This window comes from Paraburkholderia sp. DD10, from assembly GCF_049177125.1.
Classification (GTDB): domain Bacteria; phylum Pseudomonadota; class Gammaproteobacteria; order Burkholderiales; family Burkholderiaceae; genus Paraburkholderia; species Paraburkholderia terricola.
The window spans coordinates 3,427,447-3,452,611 of sequence record NZ_CP185393.1; the positions used below are offsets into that span (position 1 = coordinate 3,427,447).

At 57.9% G+C, this 25,165-nt stretch carries 20 protein-coding genes and 1 pseudogene; 19 read left to right on the forward strand and 2 right to left on the reverse strand.

The window, feature by feature from the left end; translation table 11 throughout:
- Positions 1–70: 70 nt before the first annotated feature.
- The 5 genes from ACOCG7_RS30890 to ACOCG7_RS30910 all read left to right on the forward strand — a co-directional run bounded on the left by ACOCG7_RS30890 (position 71) and on the right by ACOCG7_RS30910 (position 4,398).
- Positions 71–1,387 carry a hypothetical protein gene (locus tag ACOCG7_RS30890; RefSeq protein ID WP_421378563.1) on the forward strand — a complete coding sequence of 439 codons (1,317 nt, stop codon included), beginning with the start codon at positions 71–73 and terminating at the stop codon, positions 1,385–1,387.
- 51 nt (positions 1,388–1,438) lie between these two features.
- Positions 1,439–2,059, forward strand: coding sequence for a hypothetical protein (locus tag ACOCG7_RS30895; RefSeq protein ID WP_310159474.1), 621 nt, complete (start codon positions 1,439–1,441; stop codon positions 2,057–2,059).
- Positions 2,060–2,139: 80 nt separating this feature from the next.
- Positions 2,140–2,934 carry a metallophosphoesterase gene (locus tag ACOCG7_RS30900; RefSeq protein ID WP_310159476.1) on the forward strand — a complete coding sequence of 265 codons (795 nt, stop codon included), beginning with the start codon at positions 2,140–2,142 and terminating at the stop codon, positions 2,932–2,934.
- Between the two features lie 325 nt (positions 2,935–3,259).
- Complete coding sequence (locus ACOCG7_RS30905; RefSeq protein ID WP_310135913.1) at positions 3,260–3,517, forward strand: hypothetical protein; 258 nt, start codon at positions 3,260–3,262, stop codon at positions 3,515–3,517.
- 470 nt (positions 3,518–3,987) lie between these two features.
- The gene (locus ACOCG7_RS30910) at positions 3,988–4,398 is read left to right on the forward strand and encodes a hypothetical protein (RefSeq protein ID WP_421378568.1); all 411 of its coding nucleotides are present in this window, start codon (positions 3,988–3,990) and stop codon (positions 4,396–4,398) included.
- Between the two features lie 258 nt (positions 4,399–4,656).
- On the opposite strand, the pseudogene ACOCG7_RS30915 reads toward ACOCG7_RS30910, so the two are convergent.
- Positions 4,657–5,004: pseudogene (locus ACOCG7_RS30915) on the reverse strand (HAD domain-containing protein); the annotation flags it as partial.
- 320 nt (positions 5,005–5,324) lie between these two features.
- On the opposite strand from ACOCG7_RS30915, the gene ACOCG7_RS30920 reads away from it, so the two are divergent.
- From ACOCG7_RS30920 to ACOCG7_RS30975, 12 genes are all read left to right on the forward strand, one after another.
- The gene (locus tag ACOCG7_RS30920) at positions 5,325–8,387 is read left to right on the forward strand and encodes a type VI secretion system Vgr family protein (RefSeq protein ID WP_421378571.1); all 3,063 of its coding nucleotides are present in this window, start codon (positions 5,325–5,327) and stop codon (positions 8,385–8,387) included.
- Between the two features lie 45 nt (positions 8,388–8,432).
- On the forward strand, positions 8,433–13,130 hold the full coding sequence (locus tag ACOCG7_RS30925; RefSeq protein ID WP_421378574.1) for an RHS repeat-associated core domain-containing protein: 4,698 nt from the start codon (positions 8,433–8,435) through the stop codon (positions 13,128–13,130).
- Positions 13,127–13,558, forward strand: a complete 432-nt coding sequence (locus tag ACOCG7_RS30930; RefSeq protein ID WP_421378577.1) for a hypothetical protein — start codon at positions 13,127–13,129, stop codon at positions 13,556–13,558. Before ACOCG7_RS30925 ends, ACOCG7_RS30930 begins: the two co-directional genes overlap by 4 nt.
- Before the next feature lie 154 nt (positions 13,559–13,712).
- Positions 13,713–13,982 (forward strand): PAAR domain-containing protein, encoded by a 270-nt coding sequence (locus ACOCG7_RS30935; RefSeq protein WP_374710962.1) that lies wholly within the window; start codon positions 13,713–13,715, stop codon positions 13,980–13,982.
- Between the two features lie 52 nt (positions 13,983–14,034).
- Positions 14,035–14,457: a hypothetical protein gene (locus tag ACOCG7_RS30940; RefSeq protein WP_421378580.1), complete on the forward strand. Its 423-nt coding sequence runs from the start codon at positions 14,035–14,037 to the stop codon at positions 14,455–14,457.
- 113 nt (positions 14,458–14,570) lie between these two features.
- A complete protein-coding gene (locus ACOCG7_RS30945) occupies positions 14,571–15,023 on the forward strand; it encodes a hypothetical protein (RefSeq protein WP_421378583.1) in 453 nt (150 codons plus the stop codon).
- A 66-nt stretch (positions 15,024–15,089) separates the two neighbouring features.
- A complete protein-coding gene (locus ACOCG7_RS30950) occupies positions 15,090–15,377 on the forward strand; it encodes a PAAR domain-containing protein (protein WP_201643742.1) in 288 nt (95 codons plus the stop codon).
- 116 nt (positions 15,378–15,493) lie between these two features.
- The gene (locus ACOCG7_RS30955; RefSeq protein ID WP_421378587.1) at positions 15,494–16,198 is read left to right on the forward strand and encodes a hypothetical protein; all 705 of its coding nucleotides are present in this window, start codon (positions 15,494–15,496) and stop codon (positions 16,196–16,198) included.
- A gap of 27 nt (positions 16,199–16,225) precedes the next feature.
- The gene (locus tag ACOCG7_RS30960; RefSeq protein ID WP_310159506.1) at positions 16,226–16,513 is read left to right on the forward strand and encodes a PAAR domain-containing protein; all 288 of its coding nucleotides are present in this window, start codon (positions 16,226–16,228) and stop codon (positions 16,511–16,513) included.
- A gap of 247 nt (positions 16,514–16,760) precedes the next feature.
- Complete coding sequence (locus ACOCG7_RS30965; RefSeq protein ID WP_421378590.1) at positions 16,761–19,442, forward strand: type VI secretion system Vgr family protein; 2,682 nt, start codon at positions 16,761–16,763, stop codon at positions 19,440–19,442.
- A 2-nt stretch (positions 19,443–19,444) separates the two neighbouring features.
- Positions 19,445–20,857, forward strand: coding sequence for a hypothetical protein (locus tag ACOCG7_RS30970; protein WP_201643621.1), 1,413 nt, complete (start codon positions 19,445–19,447; stop codon positions 20,855–20,857).
- 46 nt (positions 20,858–20,903) lie between these two features.
- Positions 20,904–21,665: a hypothetical protein gene (locus tag ACOCG7_RS30975; RefSeq protein WP_421378593.1), complete on the forward strand. Its 762-nt coding sequence runs from the start codon at positions 20,904–20,906 to the stop codon at positions 21,663–21,665.
- Between the two features lie 362 nt (positions 21,666–22,027).
- On the opposite strand, the gene ACOCG7_RS30980 is transcribed toward ACOCG7_RS30975, so the two are convergent.
- Entirely contained in the window at positions 22,028–22,411 is a 384-nt protein-coding gene (locus ACOCG7_RS30980; protein WP_310135943.1) for a hypothetical protein, read from the reverse strand.
- Positions 22,412–22,616: 205 nt separating this feature from the next.
- Between ACOCG7_RS30980 and istA the strand changes: the two genes are divergently transcribed.
- A complete protein-coding gene (gene istA / locus ACOCG7_RS30985; protein WP_421378597.1) occupies positions 22,617–24,140 on the forward strand; it encodes an IS21 family transposase in 1,524 nt (507 codons plus the stop codon).
- Positions 24,133–24,933 carry an IS21-like element helper ATPase IstB gene (istB, locus tag ACOCG7_RS30990; RefSeq protein ID WP_421378600.1) on the forward strand — a complete coding sequence of 267 codons (801 nt, stop codon included), beginning with the start codon at positions 24,133–24,135 and terminating at the stop codon, positions 24,931–24,933. Before istA ends, istB begins: the two co-directional genes overlap by 8 nt.
- Positions 24,934–25,165 lie beyond the last annotated feature (232 nt).

A 25,165-nucleotide genomic window follows, 5' to 3' on the forward strand; every position in this document is an offset into this window, starting at 1 on the left:
GTGCCTGCGGGCCTTGCGCTGGAAGCAGGTTCGTTTTGTCCTGTGCATTTGCGGCGCATCGTTGTGTGATGTGAAAGTCGATAATTTTTCGCCCGAAGTCCTGAGGCTGATTGGCGGGCAAACCGATTCGAATACCGAGTTGCTGTCGGTTAAGGAGCGCTGGAGCCTCGCACGGTTTATTGGCGCACTAGCGCAGTTCGGTCTTCAAGGCAAGCCATTGAAGAAGGCGTCGCGTCGGACGGAAAATATCGAACAGACCTTGCTAACGACAGGCGCATCGCTGATCGCTGATCAGTCAGCCTGTTTCGATTTGCTTGATCGCCTCCGTACTCCTCAGGTTGGTGGGAACAATGTTCCCTTGCTGTCCGAAGTCTTCCCGCATCTGCTCACTATGTTGCGCAAGCAGCTAAATGAAGCAGAACGTGGCTGGATGTTCAACTTGCTGAATGCCTACACCACGTATTCTTCGCTTCGTGGAACTGCAATGATATGGGAAAGGAGAGGTGTTGGGGATCCGTTGAATAAAGGGACGCAAGACAGTCGCAAGGCACGTAATCCTGCCATTGCCAACGTGCTTGGGCAGACTGGCGTGGTTATACCCATCAGGCGAACCCAATCCGGGCGGCAAAAATTCGTGATCAGCCGAGCCGAGTTGCATGGCCTACGGGAAACGCAGCGTCGGCTAGTTTCGGTGAAGACGGCGGCTCGATGTGCCGGATTGTCCACGCGGCGTATTCAGGCACTGGCAAAGGCTGGCCTGATTGCGTCAGCGGGGGTGCGAATTGACATGCGGTCCGTTGACTCCCTGGTAGGCGAACTGGCGACAGCTTGTGTCTGGGATATGTCGGCGTTGGTAGATCCGGTCAGTTTGGTTGAGGCATTACGTCTTTATGTCCCTGTCGACGGATCAGCAGCATTCTTCGATCGCCTCAAGAACGGTTCAGCGCGCCTTGCCTGTGAGCCGAAGAACGTTCCGACGTTGCATCATATGTTTTCCGAGCGCAATGAGGTGATCTCAGCTGTAGCTGTGCCGGTCGCGGAGAGTTCTCAGATATCTATCGTCGAGGCGGCCCGGCGGATTAGTGTCAAGCAGGAAGTCATGTACCACCTGATCAACATTGGCCTTGTCAAGACTCGAATGGGTAAGCTGCGGCGGCGAGCAGCGCGGGTCGTCGATGTTGATGATCTGCAGAAGTTCACTGAGCAATTTCTGCCGCTGTTCACGGTGGCGAAGACGATGGGAATCTCCGCTCGCGAAGCGCCCGATTGGGCCCGGCAGCATGGCATTGAGATCGTCACCGGACCATCTGTCGACGGCGGACGGCAATATTGGATCCGCAGGCGGACCAGTGTGGAAATTCTCCGCAGCGTAGGACGTGAAGCATGAAACATTGGTCTTCGTAGGTCGTATCACCCTGCCCTGCAATCAGGAGCGTATATGGGAATCTGGAAATCTCCGCCTGTTGAGTTACAACCTATGGTCTTACTTTCCTGCTGGCAAGTCATGGAGACGGACGAGGGCTTCCGCTATTTCATTGGGCACAACATGGAAACCATGAGCGGGCGGGTAACTACCTTTATCGTGAAATTTGACCCAAAGACGCGCCGAGGGGTGACCGGATCCGGGAGAATCTACGAACTGGTCGGGGAAAGCGGCGTCGACACGGCGGCCAACTATCTGTGGGCCGTCACCTGCGCTCAGGCTGGCACGACTTCGACGGATGTCTCGTGCGATTACGATCAACCGGTAGTTGCTTTCCACCGACCTGTCGCGCCGTTCGTAGCCCATCTGTTCTATGAAGGCAGGCTGGGTTGCCTGAGCGCCACAATCCCGGCCGCCGGTCAATCCTTCGAGGCGCGGGATCCGGAGGACCTTGCGGAACAGCTGTTTGCCAGAGGCGTGAGACAGGGTTACTTGCGCCTCCCGCCCTTCGACAGGACCGAGAATCGACCCGAGTTAGTCGACCTTGCGCGCGCAGTTGAGCATCGGCTCAATCAATTGGAGCGGGGCTTGCCGCGCGACGCGGATGGAGCTCAAAGTACAGAATGGTCGTCATGACCCTGTGACCTGCCGCAATATAACGCCCTGAATTGGCGTCGGCCAGTCAGCTCAGCAACCAAACCCTGGATCGTGAAACCATGAAGCTGCTCGTCCTGTCTGATCTGCACAATGAATTTGAGTCACTCGCGGCCGACGCTGAGGTCATCGCGCAGGCGGATGCAGTCGTACTTGCCGGCGATATCCATACGAAGGATCGAAGCGTCGAATGGACTCAGTCCTTCGTTAGCGATCCAGCGAAGCCAGTCATTCTGGTGGCCGGAAATCACGAATTCTACGGGGGCCACTTTGACTACACGCTGGGCAAGCTTCGCGAGCGTGCGCACGGCACCAATATTCATGTCCTGGAGAACGATAGCCTGGTTTTGGGTGACGTTCGCTTTCTCGGATGCACGCTATGGACGGATTTCAGGCTATCTGCCAGCGATATCACCCCCGCGATCTGCATGCGGGATGCGCAAAGCGCAATGCAGGACTTCCGGCTGATTCGCGCGACGCCGTCGTATCGGAAGCTGTACCCGGCAGATACGGTGCGGCGACATGAGTTGTCGCGCGCGTGGCTCGCCAATACCTTGAATGAGCCATTTGACGGTAAGACCGTGGTCGTCACACATCACGCGCCATCTCCGGGGTCTGTCGAGGCGGAGTATGAGGGAGATTCGTTGACACCAGCTTACGCGTCCGATCTTGAGCGTCTTATGGGACCCGCAGTCTGCTTGTGGATTCACGGTCACATGCATACAAGCTTCGATTACATCGCTCCGGCCGATGATGATTCCAATGGGTGTGGTACACGTGTGATCTGCAACCCGCGCGGGTATTCGCCCCGGCATCTGAACCCAGGCTTCAATCCTGGCCTGCTGGTCGAGGTATGAGCTGGGGTCCATTACCGACAACGAACATCACGGCGATGCGAATTTTTGTCGATACTGAGTTCACCGATTTCATAGACAGCTAGCCGATCCGTATCGCGCTGGAATATGGATATGACGACTGGCGCGCACTTTCCGGTGCATTGGATCAACGGTCGCAGAGTCGGACGGATGGTCCTCCTCCGCGGGAGTGGGCTCCGCGTCCGGCGTTCCGGGAAAGCCAGCCACTCCCTTGGAGCAACTACACGGCACCGTCCGGCGTTACGATAACCCGACCGATGCTGCATGGCCGAGCAACGACGAAATCTGATTGTAGGGATGACACAACATGAGCACCAAAGCGACCCTCGCGCATCACCACTCGGACGAAGCAGACAAGCCGTCCTGGCATCTCTACGAAGAAGTGTTTGAGCCAGGCGTGGTTTATCTCCAGTTGGAAGGGGTGACCATGGAGTTACGCACGCGGGAACAAGGCGGAGCTGACGTAGTAGTACGATTGCCGATCGAAACGGCAAAACAGCTTGGCCTCGATACAAATGTGCCGCCGGACCGTTGGGCGCTCGCGTGCGATATCGACAAGCCGTGAAAGCCAATTGATATGACCGAATTCCATCGTTCCTACGTTGAAAGCGAGGAGATCGCAGTCAACAGTCTGATATTGAAGCCGGTCAACGTTGATTACCTGGCAGTGGTCTGCCGACAATGTCAGCCAATGAAATCCATGAATTCGGCGCTTCAAACTGAGCGATGTATCGATAATCTAGGTGCGCAAGAATGAGTCAGGTGGATGAGGCCAATCCCGGACCTTCGACCGGTTCATCGCGATTCTGTTGAAGCACGACGACGGATGGCTTTCTGCGTGGCTCGCGCCAGAACGGATCATCGTCGCTGCGGCGGTCGCCCTGTCGCATAATTGTGGCCTCAGTCGCACGTACTCTGGCGCCCTACGCTTCAATCCGGCTCGCGCACGGCGACGGATCCAACCTGTCTTCAACGGGGTAACGCATGCGGCTTTTTGTGGACACGGAATTTACCGACTTCATCGACTGTGACCTCGTGAGCATCGCACTGGTGGCCGACGACGGCCGCGAGTTCTATGGCGAGCGATCGGATTACGATCGCGCGAGTTGCAATGAATTCGTGCGTGCGGCGGTACTGTCCCAGCTCGGCCAATATCCTGACCGCGTATTTACACGCGAGGCGCTGGTCGCCTGGCTTGACCAGTTCGCGGACGAACCCGAACGCGTACTGTGCTTCGATTACGGCGGTGACTGGGAATTGCTGTGCGATCTGCTCGATGGGCCGCCTGCAGGATGGCAGGCGCACCACGTGGGCCAGCAACTCGATCCGGGACGCCAGGAGGATTACTACCGCGAGCATCGCGGCCGGCACCATGCGCTGGTAGACGCGCGCGCAAACCGCCATGCGATGATGGACAGCGACCCGCGCCAGACACGCCGTAAATGAGCCGGCGCGCGTTCGCCTAAAATGAAACAGCGTGGTCAGTCGGCAGCTGGGCTTCGACGACAGGCGTCTCATGAAAAAATGGACAGACAACGGTGCACGGCGCGCATTCACCAACGCAGCGGCTCCGGATCGTACTAACAGCCCTGGCCCCGACCTGACGACGATCATCCACAAGATGTGAGCGGTTCGGCTCAGAGAAAAGTCGAGGCTGTAGCGTAGGAAATCCTCGATATTCCTGATCACCAGCGGGTCATCCAGGCCACGTGCTGGGTCGCAAGCGATGAGCCGCGGCAGCAGCGCCGGGGCAGACGAGAATTCTTTTGGCGCGTCGTCCAAGATCAGATAGTCTGAGGGTGAAAGACGTCTGCGTCGTATGTAGTCGAGAACCCTGAGCGCGCGGCTTTCAATGCGCCTGTTTGTCAGCTGGATGCGCGCTACTGCGCCTAGCCGGGGCAAGTATTCGTCTTGAAGTTTTCGCGCGTCGAACATATAGATCCATGTGCTATGGATCGCGATATCGATCGTTTTTCCAGTGACGATTTCCGCCAGCTTTGCCTCAAGCGCACAAACGCCGACCCGCCTGATCCAGAAATAGGTGGGACGCACCCTAGCGCTGCCGCATTGGAGTTAGAGCGCGCAGCGTCCGGGTCATCGCACCGAAAACGGGATGATGCAGCTGAATGCGGCGCCCGCGATTGTCGGCGCCGATGATGCCGCGGCCGTGCGCTGCTTTGCAGGCGACTCACGAATCCGGAGAAAATGCGAGGCGGCGCACGTCATTAATACCGATACGAGGCCGCCCAGCCGGACTTGGAAATAAATTCCGATTTAACAATTGCTTTTGAATATACGATTGCTGTAAACGTCTTATCTTTTGTATTATCGCGCGATGGCGCGGGGGCGCAATTTGCATAAAAAGAGGCGGTATGGGTGCGCAGGACATTATCGCAGCAATAAAAGGCGGGCTCGCGCAAAGCGATCGACTGCTTAAACTGGACACGCCACTGGGCACCGACGTCCTTTTGCCACAAAGGCTGTTGGGCCATTCGCGCCTCGGCCGGGATTACGAGTTCACACTGGACGTCGTTTCAACCAATGACAATATCGAGCTGAAAACCCTGATCGCCCAGCCGGTCACGCTCTGGATCCAGCAAACCGACCAGCCGTACGCGCCTCACCACGGTTATGTTCATACCGCCCGTCGGTTGGGCTCTGATAGCGCGATTACCAGTTATCAGATCGGTTTTGTCTCCTGGATGCATTTTCTGCGTTTCAGAAAAGATGCACGGATCTGGCAGGATAAAGCCGTCGATGAGATTCTCACCGATGTATTCAATATGCATCCGCAGGCGCAGGGTGCATTCCGGTTCTCATTGCGTAATCCTTTGCCTCGGCGTTCGTTCTGCGTGCAGTACGAGGACGACTGGAATTTCTGTCACCGGCTGATGGAAACGGAAGGCCTGTTCGGCTACTTCGAACAGGCTGCCGATGGTAAATCGCACACGCTGGTTATCACCGACGATATCGGCAGCCTGCGACCGATTTCGCCGCAGGTGGTAGATTTCTACCGCTCGGGCACCAACAGCGAAGCCGACGCCTTCGTGCAGTGGAGCGGTACGCGCACGCTGCAAAGCACTACGCTTACTACGCGTACGTTTGACTACAAGGCCCCGTCGGCACCTGCCAATCCCAAAGGCACGACGATCCCGACGCTGACTACTCAGGGCAACCTTCCGCAGCAGGCGGAAGTGTACGAATACACGGGCGCGTATACGTACGGACAGCAGGACCGCGGTGATCACCTCTCGAAGGTGAGGATGGAGGAATGGGAATCGCAAGCGAAGCGTTTCCACGGCGTAGGCGCAGTCCGTCGCATCGACGCAGGCCGCTGGTTCGAACTGCAAAACCACGCGGAGCACGACACTGGCAGTCAGCAGGACCGACAGTTCGCCGTTATCGCCGTCGAATGGGTCATCGAGAATAACCTGCCGGTCTCTGCCGGCACGACGGACTTCCCGCATAGCCTGAAGCAAACGATAGCCGCAGCCCGTGCGCAGCACGCGAACGATCCCACGTTGCTCATCAAGTCGGCAGACGGCAGCGAAGGTTTCTTCATGGCGACGGTCGAAGCGCAGCGCAAGGCCATCCCGTTCCGCAGTCCGCTCGAGCATCAGAAGCCCAGGATGCACATGCAGACGGCGACGGTGGTAGGCCCCGCGAACGAGGAGGTCTTCACGGACCAGTTGAACCGCATCAAGGTACAGATGCACTGGGATCGGCTGAGCTCCGGAGATGAAAACGCGTCCTGCTGGATGCGGGTGGTTCAGTCAGATACGGGCGGCAGCTACGGTGCAGTCAACGTGCCCCGCATCGGTGAAGAGGTCATTGTGTCTTTCCTCGACGGCGACTGCGACAAGCCGCTCGTTACCGGCCGCGTCTATAACGGCGCAAAGACTCCCGACTGGCATTCGAACGGGATTCTCTCGGGCTACAAATCGAAGGAATATCAGGGCAGCGGCTATAACCAGATGGTGATGGACGACGCTACCGGCCAGAACCGGGTGCAGATGTACAGCAGCAGCGCAAACTCCCAGTTGCATCTGGGCTATCTGATCGCGCAAACGGGCAACTCGCGTGGGGAGTACCTGGGTAGCGGTTTCGACCTGAAGTCGGACGCATTTGGCGCGGTCCGGGCGGCACAAGGCATGTACGTGTCGACGCATCCGTCGACCGGGACCTCCAGCCAGCCCCTCGCCGTCCGTGAGGCGAACAGTCAGCTGGTCAATTCCGAAAGCATGATGGAGTCGTTAAGCCAGGCGAGCGAAACCCATCAGGCTGAAAGCCTGAAAGACGGCTACGACTCATTGAAGTCCTTCACGGACGCGACGCAAAACAGTGTCACAGGCGCCGCAAGCGACGGCGGCAATACTGCCGGCGGTGGCACGGGCAGTGCGAACGCGTTCAAGGAACCGATCATGCTGTTTGCGACGCCTTCGGGCATCGCGATGTCAACGCAAAAATCGGGCCACATCGCGGCAACGGACCACATAAACCTGGTCGGCGGCCAGACCACGCATATCGCGACAGGCAAATCGCTACTGGCAAGCGTCGGCGAGAAAATCAGTCTGTTCGTTCAGAACGCAGGCATGAAGTTGTTTGCTGCCAAAGGTAAGGTTGAAATCAAAGCGCAGTCCGACAACGTGGAATTCACTGCGCAGAAAACGTTCAGGTTGCTCTCGGCAACCGAAAAAATCGAAGCGGCAGCCGATCAGGAAATCCTGTTGACGAGCGGCGGCGCATACATCCGTATATCTGGCGGCAACATCGACATCCATGCGCCGGGAAAGGTCGATGTCAAAGGCGCGCAGCACAGCTTCAACGGTCCGACCAGTCAGGGCTATCCGCTGCCGGCCGCGCGCCCTGATCAACCGGGCCAACTCGAGTTGCTGCACCAGTATGCGAATGGCGAGGCGTTCAAGGGTGGAACGTTCTCGGTGCTGGACGCCAACGGCGCAATTCTACGCAAAGGCGCACTGGACGGGAGCGGGCACACGATCGTGAGCGGCTTGCCGGCCGGTGCTGCACAGGTCCAGTTCGGCGAAGATCCGCGCAACCAGTACGACCCGTCCAGCGTATTCAAGACCGCGACATGGCCTGCACAGCCGCCTCAGTCAGGCGGCGTCGCCACATCGGCACTCTCGCAGCTTGGTGGGTTGTTGCCGTCCGCCACCGGCGGCGCCGGTAAAGCGCTTTCCGGCGCAACGCAGCTCGCGAGTGTGGCGGGACAGGCGGCGCAAGGCAGCAGTGGGCTGACGCAGGCGCTAGGCGGTCAGGCCGTCGGACTCGCTCAAGGCGCACTTTCGCAAGCCCTTCCAGGGCAAGCCAGCGCCGCCTTGTCGAAGGCGAGCCAACTGGGAGCCGCGGCGAAGCAAATCAGCACGCTGGCGCAAACCGCGCGCGCGTCCGTACCTGCATTGACCTCTCTCTGAAGCTCGCGTCAGACGCGAAACCTCACCTTCCCAGAAAAAACCGCTATGGCCGAGTCTTCCGGTGTCCTTCTTCCCAAACCGACAGAGGTGTTCGTCGGTCCGCTGCTCCAGATAGAAACCGTCGATGTGAGCGCTGGCATCAAGGCCTGTGATCGCTGGCTGCGCAGCATTAGCGATGACTTCATCACCATCGAGCGCATCCAGATGGTGGCCAACGCCTTGCCCGTCGTAGCAAACATCATGGCAGCCGTGGATCTTGTGCTCGATATCAAGGACATGGTCGAGCACAGCCAGCAACGGAAAGATCCCGATGTGTTCGACTGGATGAACCTCGGTCTCGACCTGATCGGCATCATTCCGATTCCGCTTGGAACTGCGGAATTCCGCATGGGCGCGCGGCCGGTGATGAAGCTGGTTCGACAAAAGATCGTCGAAAGCGGCAAAGCAGTCGGAGAGGCGACGTTGCAGGTGATGCAGACTGCACTGTTGCAAGCGGTGATCGACAGCCTGAGCGAACAGTTCGCCGGCCGGATACAAAGCTTCGTGGACGGCGTCAAAAAGGAGCTGGATAGCCTGCTCAAGACCTGTGCGGAGTACATCGAGAAGTTCATGCTGGGCTTCGCTCATCTGTTCGCTCAGGCGGCCGGTGACGAGCCGCTCAGCGCAGCGGGAAATGTCCGTGCGGCTGGCCAACACCTGGACCAGGCAGCCGCTGGATTTGCGGCTCACGATTCCCGTAAAACCGCCAGCGGTCTCGGCCATCTGATCGTCGACTTCGTCAAGATTGAGGCGAAGGGGCTAATCAACACCGGCACGTACGTGGCGAAGGCGCTAGACGTCTCGTATCAGAAACCGTTACGTGAGATGGCGGCTGCGTTGCGGGCGATGGTGCCAATGGTCAAGGAGCGAATCCTGGCACTCGGTGGAACGGATGCTGGCAAGATCGGCTGGCTGATCAACCTCATTCAGGTCGCAATCGAAAAGAAGCGCGACATCCTGGCGCGTCAGCGCTTGCATTCGACCGGCATTAAAGAGCGTGGCACGACGAAAGTGCATCGTCAGGAGGGGGAGGGACAGAAGGAGACATTGCGGCATACGGAGGATGCGAAACATCCGGGCCCCAACGACGGCAAGGTTCATTGTCCAAGACCATCCCCACCTGCTCGCACCGGTCACTCAGTGGGCTTTGCGCTGGGTGACGAGCGGCTGAATCATCAGGATTTCGTCCTCCCCGGCGCGATGGCGATCGATTGGACAAGAACTTACCGTTCGTTCTTCGACGCGAACGACGAGCGAGGCGAACTGGGTGCACGCTGGATCACCGCGTACACCACGCGGCTCGATGTACGTCTCGACAAGCTGGTGTATCACGACGCCACGGGACGAAGCCTCGATTACCCCCTTCTTGCACCGGGTGATGAGCACGACGATCGATCCGAGGGGTTCACGCTCGTCCGTCTCGATGAGCAATGGCTGACGCTTGCACGCGACCATGTGCTACTCGAAGTGTACGAAAAGCGAAACGACGCTTTTCGTCTCGCGTTCTATCGCGACAAGTCAGGCAACCAGGTCACGCTTGACTATGACGAGGCGCAGCGTTTGCACCGGCTGATTACGCCGCAAGCCGTGGTGGCGCTCCGGTACGACACCCAAGATCGAATCATCGAGATAGCTCATCACGACGTGGAGGGCAAGCGAGTCGGCACGCTCGCTACGTACGCTTACAACGCCGATGGCGACTTGGTCAGCGCGACGGATCGCTTCGGCAACCGGCGTGAGTATGCTTATCGCCATCACCTGATTACGCGCTACACGGATCGGACCGGACGAGGAATGAATCTCGAATGGAGCGGGACCGATCCAAAGGCCAAATGCGTCCGCGAATATGCGGACGACGGCAGTCATGACACACGCCTGGCCTGGCATCCGGATTTCCGTAAGGTGAGCGTGACGGACGCAACAGGCAACGTTACGCAGCACTACTACGATCTGCACGGTTATACGTTCCGTATCGTTTATCCCGATGGTCGTGAGGAGTGGATGTATCGCGACACCAATCACAATCTTGTCCAGCATGTCTATCCGGACGGCACTAGCGAGCGCATGACCTACGACGCTCGTGGTCGAATGGCGCGACATGCACGCCCGGACGGCAGCACGATTGAAATGGTCTACGACGAAAAGGACCACATGGTTCAGATCGTCGACCCCGAGGGGCATGCCTGGAAGCGCGCTTATGACGATGCTGGCAATCTGGTGGAGGAAACGGATCCGCTAGGCCATTCCACGAAATACAGCTACAACGCGCAGGGCTTGCCTATCGAGGTAACGGATGCCAAGGGCGGCGCCAAGGTCATCGCTTACAACGAAGCCGGACAGATGACCTCGTACACGGACTGTTCAGGCAAAACGACGGCTTGGGAGTACGGCGTCGATGGGCGCCTGAAAACCGTAAAAGATGCGGCGGGTGGCACGACGACCTACCGCTATGGTTCGAATGGTTTTCCTCAGGAAATCCAGAGTCCGGCCGGCATCGAACGCATTCAGTTCGACGCCGAGGGACGCTTGCTGACGAGAACCGACCCGCTGGCGCGCACCACTCAGTACAGCTACGACGGCGCTGGGCGGATCGCCAGCCGTATCGATCCGATGGGCTATTCTCTGAGCTATGGCTACGACCGGCAGGGCCGTCTGGTTCGGCTGACCGATCAGAACCAGGCGACCTACCAGTTCAAGTACGATCCGGCCGGCCACCTGCTCGAATCGATCGGTTTCGACGGGATGCTAACTCGTTACGAATATGACGCGGAAAGCGGTCGGTTGTGCGCGATCGAGGAAGGCGGACAGAAAACGCATCTGGACTTCGATCGAGGTGGCCGCCTGACGAGTCGCGCCAGTGGCGAAGTTGAGGAACGATTCGCCTACGACGCAATGGGGCGGTTGATCGATGCCCAGAACGCCTATAGTCGCGTACAGCATTTCTTCGACGCGACGGGCAACCTGGTACGCGAGCATCATGCCTACAATCTTTTCGGTGTGCAGCGTAGCTACGTGTGGCACCACGCCTACGACGAGCTGGGTATGCGCGTTCGAACGGTGCGACCGGATGGTCACGCGATCGACTGGCTGACCTACGGCTCGGGCCACGTCCACGGCATGGCGCTCGATGGTGAGGAACGTCTTCAGATTGAACGTGATGATCTTCACCGCGAAGTGAAGCGCATTCTGCCCAGCAAGATTGTTCAGCGCACGGACTACGATTCGGCGGGACGGATGCTGCGGCAAACCATCCAGCGCGGCAACGCGCCGGCGCCGCTTGCTGCGCGCATATACCGTTACGATGCGGCCGGCCAGCTCTCACACATTGAGGATAGCCGTAAGGGCCTGACGGATTATCGCTATGACCCGCTCGGCCGGTTGGTCGAATCGATTGGTCCGGGTGGCACGGAACGGTTCTCGTTCGATCCCGCCAGTAACCTACTTGACGCAGGTACCCCGGAAAGGGCTCGCACCCATTCCACCTTGATCGCCTCTCGACCGGAGAGCACGTTGCCGGCAACGGCGCCCAAGGTGCTGGGAAATCTTCTCAAGGAATACGCAGGGACTCATTTCAATTACGACGAACGCGGAAATCTGACGGAAAAGCGTTCCCCCGGACGGATACAGAGCTTCGAATGGGACGGTTTTAACCGCCTGACGCGAGCACGCACGGAGAGGCTCAATGAACGTGTCGAAGCACGTTACTTCTACGATGCGTTTGGTCGAAGAATCGCGCGAGAGGTGGACGGCGAACGGACTGTGTTTGGATGGAGCGGCAATACTCTCGCGTACGAAAGCAGTGTAAAGCGCAGCACGCATTTTGTTTACGAGGCCGGGTCGTATGTCCCGCTTGCACAGTATGCCGGGGAGCCGGTATCTGGGACACCAACACCGGTGGCTGGTGCGCATGAGCGGTATGCACCTGAAGACGATCCATTGCAACGCATCCCGGCGCCTGTTTCGGATGTACACCTGTTTTTCTATCACTGCGACCAGATTGGCACACCGCTTTTGCTCACCGATGAGCTGGGCGATGTAGCCTGGGAAGCATCGTACAAGGCTTGGGGCGAAGCAAAAGAGGTGATCGCCCGCGCCTCCAGTGCGACTGGAACCGCGCCGCAGAATCCGATCCGTTTTCAAGGTCAGCAGGCAGACGGCGAAACAGGGCTTGTCTATAATCGGCACCGTTACTACGACACCGATTCAGGGCGGTTCGTCAGCAAGGATCCGATCGGGCTGGCGGGTGGCATCAATCTTTATCAATATGCACCGAACGCCATTGGCTGGATTGATCCATTAGGTTGGGCTGGTGGCAACATACTTGCGCTGCCCGCTCCTACCAATGCGGAACCATGGATGCCCAATACGCCGCTGATGTCGGCGCCTGCCCCGGCAGGCGGACTGACGGTCCAGATGGCGATGGCTCCTGGTCAGACACGTCCGGGGGGATGGGCGACAACGGATAACATCACCAGCGTCGATTACGTGCGCAACGATCTGGCTGTCACGCCCGAGTTTAAGCAGGACGTGTCTCACGTCCAGACTTTCCATATCCCCGAAGGTGTGCAGCTACAGCACGGTACCGTTGGTCCTCAAGAATACGGTTGCGCGTTGTATCCGGGGGGAGCAAGTCAGGTACAGATCCTAAACTACTCGGATCGGGCCAAGCTGGTTCCGATCGGAGCGCCGAGACCTATTGAATGAGTACTTTAGAAAAAATCGCGGACCTTCGGATCGTCGACCGCCACCCCGGTTACGACAAGGTCAACAATCCTCAGCGATTGAGCGTTGCGGAATTGGCGCCTGTCGGCTTTACGTGGCAGTCGGGCGGCGTTCAACACGCCATTCACAGTCTGGCGGGTGTGAGTGGACGACTTCTTGGTGACGCGAGCGGTATCGCAGTCGTTGAAGGGCCATACGACCCTTCGGCGAATCGGGCTTATATCGTCAATGCAGACGGGTCATTGAGGGCGAAAATTCCCGCACAAATCGGCGGCGAGCGTGTCATGTTTTATGACGTGATCGAAGCTAACGGCTCAGTCGCATTTCTGGCTGCGGCGCCTGGAAGAGATGTTCGTATCGAAGTGCGAGAGGCAGACGGTGCCATCGTGCAAGTCACAGAAAGTCGGTAAGTGCACGTCGACGCGATGAACAGCGGTCTGACGCCTTGGTGCGACTCGACGCGTCGTGTCCAATGATGGGTAGGTCGCATCGCAGGTCGTCAAACTGGATTAGATTCGAACGGTTGCGGTAGACCTCGGAGACACATTGAAACGATATCTGGTTTTGAACGGCGACAAGACGACGGCCAATGGGGTCGTCCAAGCGACGCCAACTTCGATTCGATTGAGTGACAAAGACGTCGCCCATGACGGCGACGAGATTGCGTGCCCGGCTTGCAATTCGACGGGGAAAATCCAATGCGATGGACCGCGTCAGATCATGACGGCGCTGGACCGAAGGCACGCCGCCTTAAGTGATGACTTGTCTATATGTGGTTGCCATCCGCCGGCACGCTTGGTGACATCGCAGCAAATGATGTCTACCGAGGCGTAGCTAGATGGGACAGCAGAGTTCCGCATGCGGGCCCGGCCGGTTTGACTAAATCATGAACATCGATACAACGAACGGTACCCTAACGGTCAATCAAATTGTCATTCCGGCGACGCTGACATTGCAAGAATTCCTGCCCGGCGCCATGTATCAGCCTCACACGAAGGTGCTGGAGAATGGCCCTTTCGTGACGTACAAGACAGAGTCAATATGCGACGACCATAAGTACACATTTGTCTTGTACTTTCAGTCCGGTCTCCTTGATTCGATTTCACTGTGTGTCTCTGACTCAAGCCCGGCGACAGGCCGCGGCAGTTGGAGCGAAGCCGAGGAACAGAAGTGGTTGCAATCTCTTGTCGATCTTCTCACACAGCAAGGAATTGCCAACGGACAGCGCTTTGCCTGGGGTATTGTGAGTGCTTCGTACGACCAGCGTTCAGGGGACTCAAGCATTACGATCAGATATGCACGGCCGTAGATCAATGTTCAGCGGGTCCGGTCTACGACGATGTGATCGTCGGTATCTGGGAACGCGTCGAATGATTCCTCGATGCAGCATACGTCGACGGCGGCAGTCGTTATTAGGCGGCTATGTTTGATTTTTCCGCGGGCACGCTGACCATTGATGCGTCTACGAGCCTGGTTCACGGCAGCCCTTCGCCTGAAGACCGGCCGTTGCCCGGGGCAACGGAACTGGCGAAGTACGGCGAATGGGAAAACTATGGCATCAAGAACGTGAAGGTCTGGGGGAAAACCTTTGGCGTGACGGCCCGCTATTGCAACAAGAAGCTCGTAATGATCGACTTCGTATGGGTAGACGGCGTCGCAAGGAAAACCGACTGGTCGGTGACCGAAGACGACCTTGTGAAGGAAAAGAAGACGCTATCGAAAATGATCGCTTCGGAAGCGCAACAGGCTTGCCTGGCTTCTACGCTCGGCGCGGATACGTTTGTTTTCACCTGGGGAACGCTTACGGTGCGGGCGGATCTGCGCTCAATGGTTGTTACGACCAGCGTCGCGTACACGGACTCGAAGAAAGAGTAGGCGGGTAACGTAGCGGCTCGCGAAACAGGATTGAATTCCCGAGAAACCTTAAGCTCCAGAGACATCATGAAACGATTTCTAATTTTGAACGGCGACAAGACGACGGCTAACGGCGTCGTTCAGGCAGTGCCGGCCACCATTCAATTGAGCGATAAAGACGTTGCCCATGAAGGGGATCCGATCGCGTGCCCCGCTTGTAATACAACGGGGAAAATCCAGTGCGACGGACCGCGCCAGGTTATGACCGCGCCGGACGGAAGGCATGCCGCGTTGAGTGACGATTTATGCATTTGCGGCTGCCATCCACCGCCGCGACTGGTGTCCTCGCAGCAGATGATGTCCGTCGATGCCTAACGATTGACCCGCGCCTCCGCCTCTGTCTTAATCCACAACGGGGCACCGCGCGTGGGGGTACCTGACCAACGAGGAAAGGGTCCACGTGCACGATAGTTTCTATCGAGGTTTGAAAGATGAGTTCACGCAGACTTTGTCCGCGCCATGGTTTTCAGGGGTACATCGAATCATCAAAGGATATTGATGCCTGCATCGGTGCGAGGGGACAGTTTGCTGCTGGTCAGCTAGTCAAGGTGTCGTTCGACAGACCGAAGCGCAGCAGGGAGGTCTGGGTGCACCTAGCTGAACTGGCCGAGTACGCACACCTCATCACTTACGCGGGAAAGACCGCTCATCTGAAAGACTTTCCGTCTATAGCCGCAATCGAAAGGTCTTTGGTTCCGGTCTGCCCGCGCTGTCTCGGCGAATTGTTGGCGCGCTCCGACGAGCAGCCCTTGCAGGTCACCTCAAGAGAAAGCGCTTTCGACACTTCTCTCGTCGCTGAAGACGCCAATGTGTCGGAAGACGTTCTCTCCTGCCCGATACATGGCCTTGTGCGTCCGAAGAGAACTTCGCCGCAGATTGCTGACGCAATCGATTCAGGTGGGGCGCTTCCAAGTAGCCCTTTGATTAAAACCATTCTCGAATCCGACAAACATGAAGACGTGTTCTGGTTTGAGGCCAGCTATTTGCGTAGGCGGTTTGGCCCGGGAATCGATTTGACATCGTCGACCTATCGGTTGAATTGGGGGGAGCAAAAGGAAGCACTGCTGGAAGGCGCCGTGCGGGTCTGCCCTTTGTGTTTACGCGACTTTCTTATTCGTAACGGTATCGAAGTCTGAACGACTACTTCAAGCCCGAGATATTTCATTAAACGATATTTGATTCTGAACGGCGACAAGACGACAGCTAATGGCGTCGTTCAGGCTGTGTCAACCACCATTCAATTGAGCGATAAGGATGTTGCCCATGAAGGGGATCCTGTCGCCTGCCCCGCTTGCAATACAACGGGGAAAATCCAGTGCGACGGACCACGCCAGGTTATGACTGCGCCGGACGGAAGGCACGCCGCGTTAAGTGACGATCTATGTATTTGCGGCTGCCATCCGCCACCGCGGCTGGTGTCCTCGCAGCAGATGATGTCCGTCGATGCCTAATCCAAGACGCGTGCCTGTGTCGCTGGCTTAGCCCACAACAAGACGCCCAAAAAAAGCAAGAAATATCCTTGCTGCAGCATTTATGGACATGCATGTTGTTTTTACCGAATCCATATGTGCATCGAACCAAGGCGAAACAAATTCCGATTTAACATTTGTTTTTGAATATACGATTGCTGTAAACGTCTGATCTTTTGTATTATCGCGCGATGGCGCGGGGGCGCAAATTGCATAAATAAGAGGCGGTATGGGCGCGCAGGACATTATCGCGGCAATAAAAGGCGGCTTGTTGCAAAGCGACCGCCTGCTTAAACTGGACACGCCATTGGGCGCTAATGTTCTTCTGCCACAAAGACTGGTGGGCCAGTCGCGCTTGGGCCGTGATTACGAGTTCACGCTGGATGCCGTTTCCACGTATGACAACATCGAACTCAAAACGCTGATCGCCCAGCCAGTTACGCTCTGGATGCAGCAAACCGACCAGTCCTACGCCCCGCACCACGGTTATGTCCACACCGCCCGCCGTTTGGGCTCCGACAGCACCTTAACCAGCTATCAGATCGGGTTTGTGTCGTGGATGCATTTTCTGCGCTTCCGGAAAGATGCACGGATCTGGCAGGATAAACCGGCTGATGAAATTCTCACCGATGTATTCAATATGCATCCGCAGGCGCAAGGTGCATTCCGTTTTGCGTTGCGCAATCCTTTGCCGCAGCGCTCGTTCTGCGTCCAATACGAGGATGACTGGAATTTCTGCCACCGGCTGATGGAAACGGAAGGCCTGTTCGGCTATTTCGAACAGGCCGCCGATGGTAAATCGCACACGCTGGTGGTCACTGACGATATCGGCAGTCTCCAACCCTTGTCGCCCCAAACGGTCGATTTCTACCGCTCAGGTACCAACAGCGAAACTGACGCTTTTGTGCAGTGGAGCGGCACCCGCACGCTGCAGAGCACGACGCTCACCACCCGCACGTTCGACTACAAGTCGCCATCATCGTCTGCGAATCCGAAGGGCACGACGGTCCCGACGCTGAGCACCCAGGGCAACCTGCCGCAGCAGGCCGAGGTGTACGAGTACACGGGCGCGTATACGTACGGACAGCAGGACCGTGGTGATCACCTCTCGAAGGTGAGGATGGAGGAATGGGAATCGCAAGCGAAGCGTTTCCACGGCGTAGGCGCAGTCCGTCGCATCGACGCAGGCCGCTGGTTCGAACTGCAAAACCACGCGGAGCACGACACTGGCAGTCAGCAGGACCGACAGTTCGCCGTTATCGCCGTCGAATGGGTCATTGAGAACAACCTGCCGGTCTCTGCCGGGACGACGGACTTCCCGCATAGCCTGAAGCAAACGATAGCCGCAGCCCGTGCGCAGCACGCGAACGATCCAACGCTGCTCATCAAAGCGGCAGACGGCAGCGAAGGTTTCTTCATGGCGACGGTCGAAGCGCAGCGCAAGGCCATCCCGTTCCGGAGTCCACTTGAGCATCAGAAGCCCGAGATGCACATGCAGACGGCGACCGTGGTGGGTCCGGCGAACGAGGAAGTCTTCACCGATTCGGTGAACCGCATCAAGGTGCAGATGCACTGGGATCGCCTGAACCCCGGCGATGAGAACGCGTCGTGCTGGATGCGCGTTGCGCAATCGCATGCTGGTGGCGGGCATGGCGGCGTACATGTACCGCGCATCGGCGAAGAAGTCATTGTGTCGTTCCTCGACGGCGACTGCGACAAGCCGCTCGTCACCGGCCGCGTCTATAACGGTGCGAAGACTCCCGACTGGCATTCGAATGGGATCCTGTCGGGATATAAGTCGAAGGAATACCAGGGCAGCGGCTACAACCAGATGGTGATGGACGATGCCACCGGCCAGAACCGGGTGCAGCTCTACAGCACGAGCGCAGACTCCCAACTGCATCTTGGATATCTGATCGCGCAAACAGGCAACTCGCGCGGCGCCTATCTCGGCAGCGGCTTCGATCTGAAGTCCGATGCGTATGGTGCGGTCCGGGCGGGGCAAGGCTTGTATGTGTCGACGCATCCAACGACCGGGACATCAAGCCAGCCTCTCGACATCCGTGACGCGAGTAATCAGTTGGTCAATTCGGAAAGCGTGATCGAAGCGCTAAGCCAGGCAAGCGAAACCCATCAGGCAGAAAGCCTGAAAGACGGTCACGACTCGCTCAAAACTTTTACCGATGCGACACAGAGCAGCGTAGCGGGCGCAACAGGTAGCGGTGGCAATACCGCAGGCGGTGGCACTGGCAATGCCAACGGCTTCAAGGAGCCGATCATGCTGTTCGCGACGCCATCGGGCATCGGGATGTCGACACAACGGTCAGCACACGTAGCCGCGACCGAGCATGTCAACCTCGTCAGCGGCCAGAGTACCCACATCGCAACCGGCAAGTCGCTGCTCGTGAGCGTTGCCGAAAAGATCAGCCTGTTCGCACAGAACGCGGGTATGAAGCTTTTCGCGGCGAAGGGAAAAGTCGAAATCCAGGCGCAAGGCGATAACCTTGAAATCACCGCCCAGAAGACGCTGAAGTTGCTCTCCGCGACCGAGAAAATCGATGCGGCTGCCAAGCAGGAAATTCTTCTCACGTCGGGTGGCGCGTACGTGCGCATTTCCGGCGGCAACATCGAGATTCATGCGCCGGGAAAGATTGACATCAAAGGAGCCCAGCACGCTTTCAGCGGCCCGACGAGTCTCGATCGAACTTACAACGCGGAAGGCAAGAAAGCCGACATGCGCATCCGCTACATGGATGCGGAGGGCAAAGTGCCCGAAGGTGAACCGATCAAGCTCGCGTCGGAGGATGGCGCGCTGCATATCGTCGTTCTCGATGGTGAGGGCAAAGGCGAACTGAAGGGCATCGATTTCGGCAAGTTCGTGGCAGACCAAGTCAAGCGAAGCGGAGAATAACAATGGCCGACCGTCCCCTGATCCAACATACCGTGTGCATCGATTTACCGGGTGAACCGGTCGAATGCTGGGCCGAGACTGATATCACCGTTCTGCTACGCAAGCACCGCGACGTGATATTCGATATTCAGGTGAAGAAGGGAGCAACCTATACCGTCGAAGCAACCGAGGACTGGATTTACGACGTGGTCAGGAAAAAGCGCGTCAAGCAGGGGCAGTTCCAGGACGGCCAGCGTTATCACATCTGGATTAGCAGGGATTTCAAGGGACATCTGATACTCAAGCAGAATGGCAAGGTGTATCAGAACTATTCTATGCAGATGTTCGGTTTGACGAACACCGCCGCTTCGCCGAAAGCCAAGCCTGAGCCGATCATCATCGCGATCGGTACGAATCACGCCTCGCATCCGCCTACCGCTCCAACGTCATCGAAGTCGACGAACGTATCGCCACTGATCACGTACCCGCAAGCGCCCACCCCCGAGTATCTGCGCCTTGCGCCGCCGTTTGATCCGCTGCGCGCAGATCAGCTATGGTCGTGCCCGTTGCCGATCAAGTTGGCGCCTGGCACCACGGTCGAGCCGACGCAGGAGGCACATGTCTTCGAAGTCGACAAGAGCTCGGTTCCCAAGGAAGTTGTAGATGCGCTGGCCGCGGGCGGCTCTGACGAAACGGCGATCGACACTAACAAGATTGCGACACGTAACTGGCTAATTGGGCAACTGGCCGGTACAACGGCGTTTCTAAACGATAACAAGCAATGGATTCAGGAGCTCTGGGGAGAGAAGTTCAGATTGACGAAGGTTGTTCACAAAAACGTCGGAGAAAGGCTGTATGTCGTTTTCACCGGCAACCCGAGATTGCGCAAGCTGGTGACGGCCGCGCGGTATGGCGTGAAGAACGAAAAGGTGCTGACGATTGCTGGCGGCGCTGGCACGGCAGAGTCGGGCGCGGCGGCCGCCTGGGAAGGATCCAAGGGCGCATTCAAGAAGGCCGGTTTGATTGCGTTGATTTTTACCGTCACGCTCGATACGGCTGAATGGCTTCACGATTACGAAGAGATCGGTCCGGACGGAAAGCGAAAGAAGGACTTTGCGGATTTGCTCGGCAAGATAGGCATCGATCTTGCCAAAGCAGGCTTAAGTGCCGCCATTGCTTCCGTCGTGGTTGGTGCCATTGTGGCCGGACTGGCGGGCACTGTGGCCCTGCCGGTTGCCGCAATCGTGGTGGGAACCATTGTCGTGGCGATCGCGGTGGGTTACGGGCTCGACTGGGTCGACAAGAAAACGCACGCGACGGAGCATGTCACCTCGTGGTTCCGCTCCATCGGCGAGTCGATGAAGCACGCGGCTGAATACTTGGAAAAGTCCATGCCAAAAGATTACGATACGTACCCAATGATGTACATGCCGTGATAGGACATCCACCGGAAAGCGAACCTAGATGCCACGAGCACAATCGATGACGAAGCCCCAGGCGGAACCGAAAGACTCGGTTTGGGAGATGACGAAGAAAGCCGCGCCGATGAGCCTGTTGCTTCCCTTGCTGGGCACGGGTATTTCGTACGCGGCATATGCGGACGATCTTGCGGTATCTGGATGGCCATGGAAAATCGGCCTGCTCGTTACGCTGTTTTGCCTTTTCGTACCGTTCGCTGTCTCGATGATGTACCGCCGCACGAACCTGTTGTGGGTGTGCGGATTGGTACTGTCGACCGGAATATTTGCCGTCTATTTTTTCTTTGGTGTATTCGCTTATTTTTACTATTTTGTGTTTGCACCAATGTCCCCCGTTCTGCGTTGGCCAGGACTATTGGGCGGGATTGCATTGACGCTGTACTGGATCGTCATGTCGCGGCAAACAGTGAAGCATACGATCACGACAACCTCTTTCGTCATGGAGGCCTTCGACGAAAATGCATCTGACTTTCGCTATCGAACGCAAGCCGGAATGGCGCTGTTCGAGCGGCTCAATAAAGAGCGTTCGCCGTTTCCAAAAATCTATTCCTACATTGCCTTCGGTATTGCCCCTTTCTATCTGATATTGGGTCGATTATTGTCGTCGAGCTTTGGGACGAACGGTGTGTTGTTCGCCTTGGCGGTGTTGGGTATGCCAGTGTCGCTTTGGTTTGTTGGCCTGCTCGTCCGCATCTATCTCGTGATGATCCGATTACCTAGAAAGCTGGAGCAGGAACATCGCAAGCCTGTGTTGGTGGCCGATTAGGGAATGGGGCATTTTATGCAAGTGATGCGCCACCATCTGTCGGGACTGAGGGTTTGTGCCACGCGCGGTGGAGCGTGAAGGTGGAAGACGATCTGCCGGCCTACAAGATCAGACTTCGATAGAAGTCGAGCACTGAGCGGCAACCAGTTTCGGCGGCGGAGTGCACTGGCAGATGCACAGATCGTCGCTCGGTGCCGATAGTCGCGTGCATGCCTGCGTGCTGCCCCGGCACTGGCGCCCGACCGAACCGCTGCACCGCGCCATAGTTGAAGGGGCGGTGCCGGTCTCGAACCGAACCAGTGTACCGGCTTCTTTGGCACTCGGCGCCCGATGAGGCGCGCATCCCAAGAAGAGCTGCGAAGTCACCACGGTGACCGCTTGTCGCTTTTTCCGAAATGCAGCACACGCTGCTGGGCTTCGCCAATTGCATAAACCGGGGCACGCTGCAACTGCTGTTCGTGCAAATCGAGAATCCCGGTAATCAGCAAGCAGTCGGCTGCTTCGATGAGCCAGATGTTTTTCCTTGCGTTTCTGGCCGCAGCATCCAGGATGCGTTCTGCATCAAGATAGAGTTCACGCTTCGCTGCACCGAACCCAGCCTCCTGAAGATACCAGGCGAGATAGAGCCTCTTTACCAGTTCTGCCAGCAGATCGCCGTTACCCTTGCCGGCCCGAAATGCTGCCAGGGCGAGGTGCCAGTGCAGCGACTGTTCGCGCACAAAAGTAGCCGTGTGTGGCAAGAGCATGGTCTTGCCAAGCGGCTTTCTGCTCGACCGCCCCCCTGCGGACCGCCTCTTACGATTTTGTGACATGAATTATGCTTTCTGATTGGTATCTGTTTACGCCGACCGGAAATTGAGCCACTTGTAGGAGTCGCGCCGACTGAAAACTGAGCCGGGCAATCAACCTATCCTGCTAGTTTTTCTGGCAGGGTGTTTGGGGATGATCCCGATGACCATGATTGGCAAGGTGCGGCGGATGTTCCACCGCCAGAACAAGTCGGTACGCGAGATAGCGCGTCTCACAAGCCTGTCGCGCAACACGATCAGTAAATATCTGAACATGGATGTTCAGGAGGAGCCGAAGTATCAGCGGCGCTCGCAGCCGACCCGGTTGACGCCGTTTCATGAGGTGCTGGTGCAGGCGCTCGGTGTCGACGCGCGGCGACCGAAGAAGGAACGCCGCACTGCCTGGATGCTGTTCCAGGAGATCAAGGCTGGCGGCTACGACGGCTGTTACTCGCGGGTGACCAATTTCATCCGGACCTGGCGGCAAGGCGAAGGCAAGGCGGTTTCGAAGTCGGCGTTTGTGCCGTTGCGATTCGAGCTGGGCGAGGCATTCCAGTTTGACTGGTCTGAGGAAGGACTGGTTGTCGGCGGCATTTACCGCAAGCTGCAGGTGTCGCACATGAAGCTATGTGCGTCGCGGGCGTTCTGGCTGGTTGCCTATCCGAGCCAGGGTCACGAGATGCTGTTCGATGCCCATACGCGCTCGTTCGCGGCCTTCGGCGGGGTGGCCCGCCGGGGCATCTATGACAATATGAAAACGGCCGTAGACAAGGTGCACAAAGGCAAGGGTCGCACGGTCAATCCGCGTTTCGCAGTGATGTGTTCGCACTACCTGTTCGATGCGGACTTCTGCAACGTGGCCAGCGGCTGGGAGAAAGGCGTCGTCGAGAAGAACGTGCAGGACAGCCGCCTGCGTATCTGGATTGAGGCGCGTGGGCAACGCTTCGGCAGTTTCGCCGAGCTGAATGCATGGTTGGCGACGCGGTGCCGGTCATTGTGGGATCAGGTGAAGCATCCTGACTATCGTGAGCTGAGTGTCGCCGACGTGTTCGAGCAGGAACGCGCCCATCTGATGCCGATGCCAACACCGTTTGACGGTTATGTTGAGCGCGCAGCACGGGTCTCGTCGACCTGCCTGGTGGTGATTGGCCGCAATCGCTACTCCGTGCCATGCGAATTCGCAGGCCAGATGCTGAGCACGCGGCTCTATCCTGGCCGTGTCGTGGTGGTGGGCGACGATGCCGTGGTGGCCGAACACGATCGACTGGCCGATGAAGGTCTGGTGCGATATGACTGGCAGCATTACATCCCGCTGATCCAGCGCAAGCCAGGAGCCCTGCGCAACGGTGCACCGTTCCAGGATATGCCCGAGCCGCTGCAACGGCTGCGTCGGGCGTTACTACGCGAGCCAGGTGGTGACCGGGTCATGGCGAAGGTGCTGGCACTGGTTCCGGAAAGCGGTCTGGATACCGTAGTGGTTGCCGTCGAACTCGCATTGGAGCAGGCGCCGCCCTCAGGGCGCGTGAGCGTCGAGCATGTAGTGAACGTGCTGTCGCGCATGCGCAGCGTGCAGATGCCGCCGAAGATCGATACTGCGCTACAACTGACGACACCGCCGCTGGCCGACACATCGCGCTACGACGGGCTGCGCCCGGCACTGCAACAGCCGGAGGCCGGTCATGCGTGATCTGATCGTCGAACTCAAACACTTGCGGCTGCACGGCATGGCTGCCGGCTGGGCCGAACTGCTCGAACAGGTGAATGTCGAGGCGGCGTCTTCGCAATGGCTGCTCGAACGGCTGTTGCAGGCTGAGGTCGCGGATCGGGCCGTGCGTTCGGTCAGCCACCAGATGAACGCGGCGAAGTTCCCGGTGCATCGCGACATCGCGGGCTTCGACTTCGATGGCTCGCCGGTCGACCGTCAGCTCGTCACGCAACTGGCCGCCATGACGTTCACCGAGGGCGCACAGAACCTGGTTCTGGTCGGTGGCCCGGGCTCGGGCAAAACGCATCTGGCGACCGCCATCGGCGTGTCCGGAATCATGCATCACGGCAAGCGGGTGCGCTTCTACTCGACGGTAGATCTGGCCAACGCACTGGAGCAGGAAAAAACGCAGGGCCGTGCCGGACGGATCGCGACGAGTCTGCTGCGTCTTGACCTGGTCATTCTGGACGAACTCGGGTATCTGCCCTTCAGCCAGGCCGGCGGGGCGTTGCTGTTCCATCTGCTGAGCCGCTTGTACGAACACACGAGCGTTGCCGTCACAACAAATCTGGACTTCGCCGAATGGTCCAGTGTATTCGGCGACGCGAAGATGACCACGGCATTGCTGGACCGGCTGACGCACCACTGCCACATCGTGGAGACCGGCAACGAGAGCTACCGTTTCCGGCATAGCAGCGCCAGTGCAAAGAAACGCATCCGCTCGCGTGAAGCGATGCGCAGAGGCGACGGCGCGAACCCCGCCGAATCAGCCTGACGTCGTTCGCCAGCGCAGGGGAATCTGCTACGGGCTACGCCCTTCGCAGAATCCCCTGCGCAACGCGCCCTCATACGCAGGAGGACAACGACCCCGGAAACCCATACACTTATCCACAACCGGTTCTGCTTCAGACCTGTCTCCACCCCGGCTCAAAATTCAATCGGCCCGGTGGCTCAAAATTCCGTCGGCGCGGACACGGCACGGGCTTTGTTTGCTCCACTCATGCGTT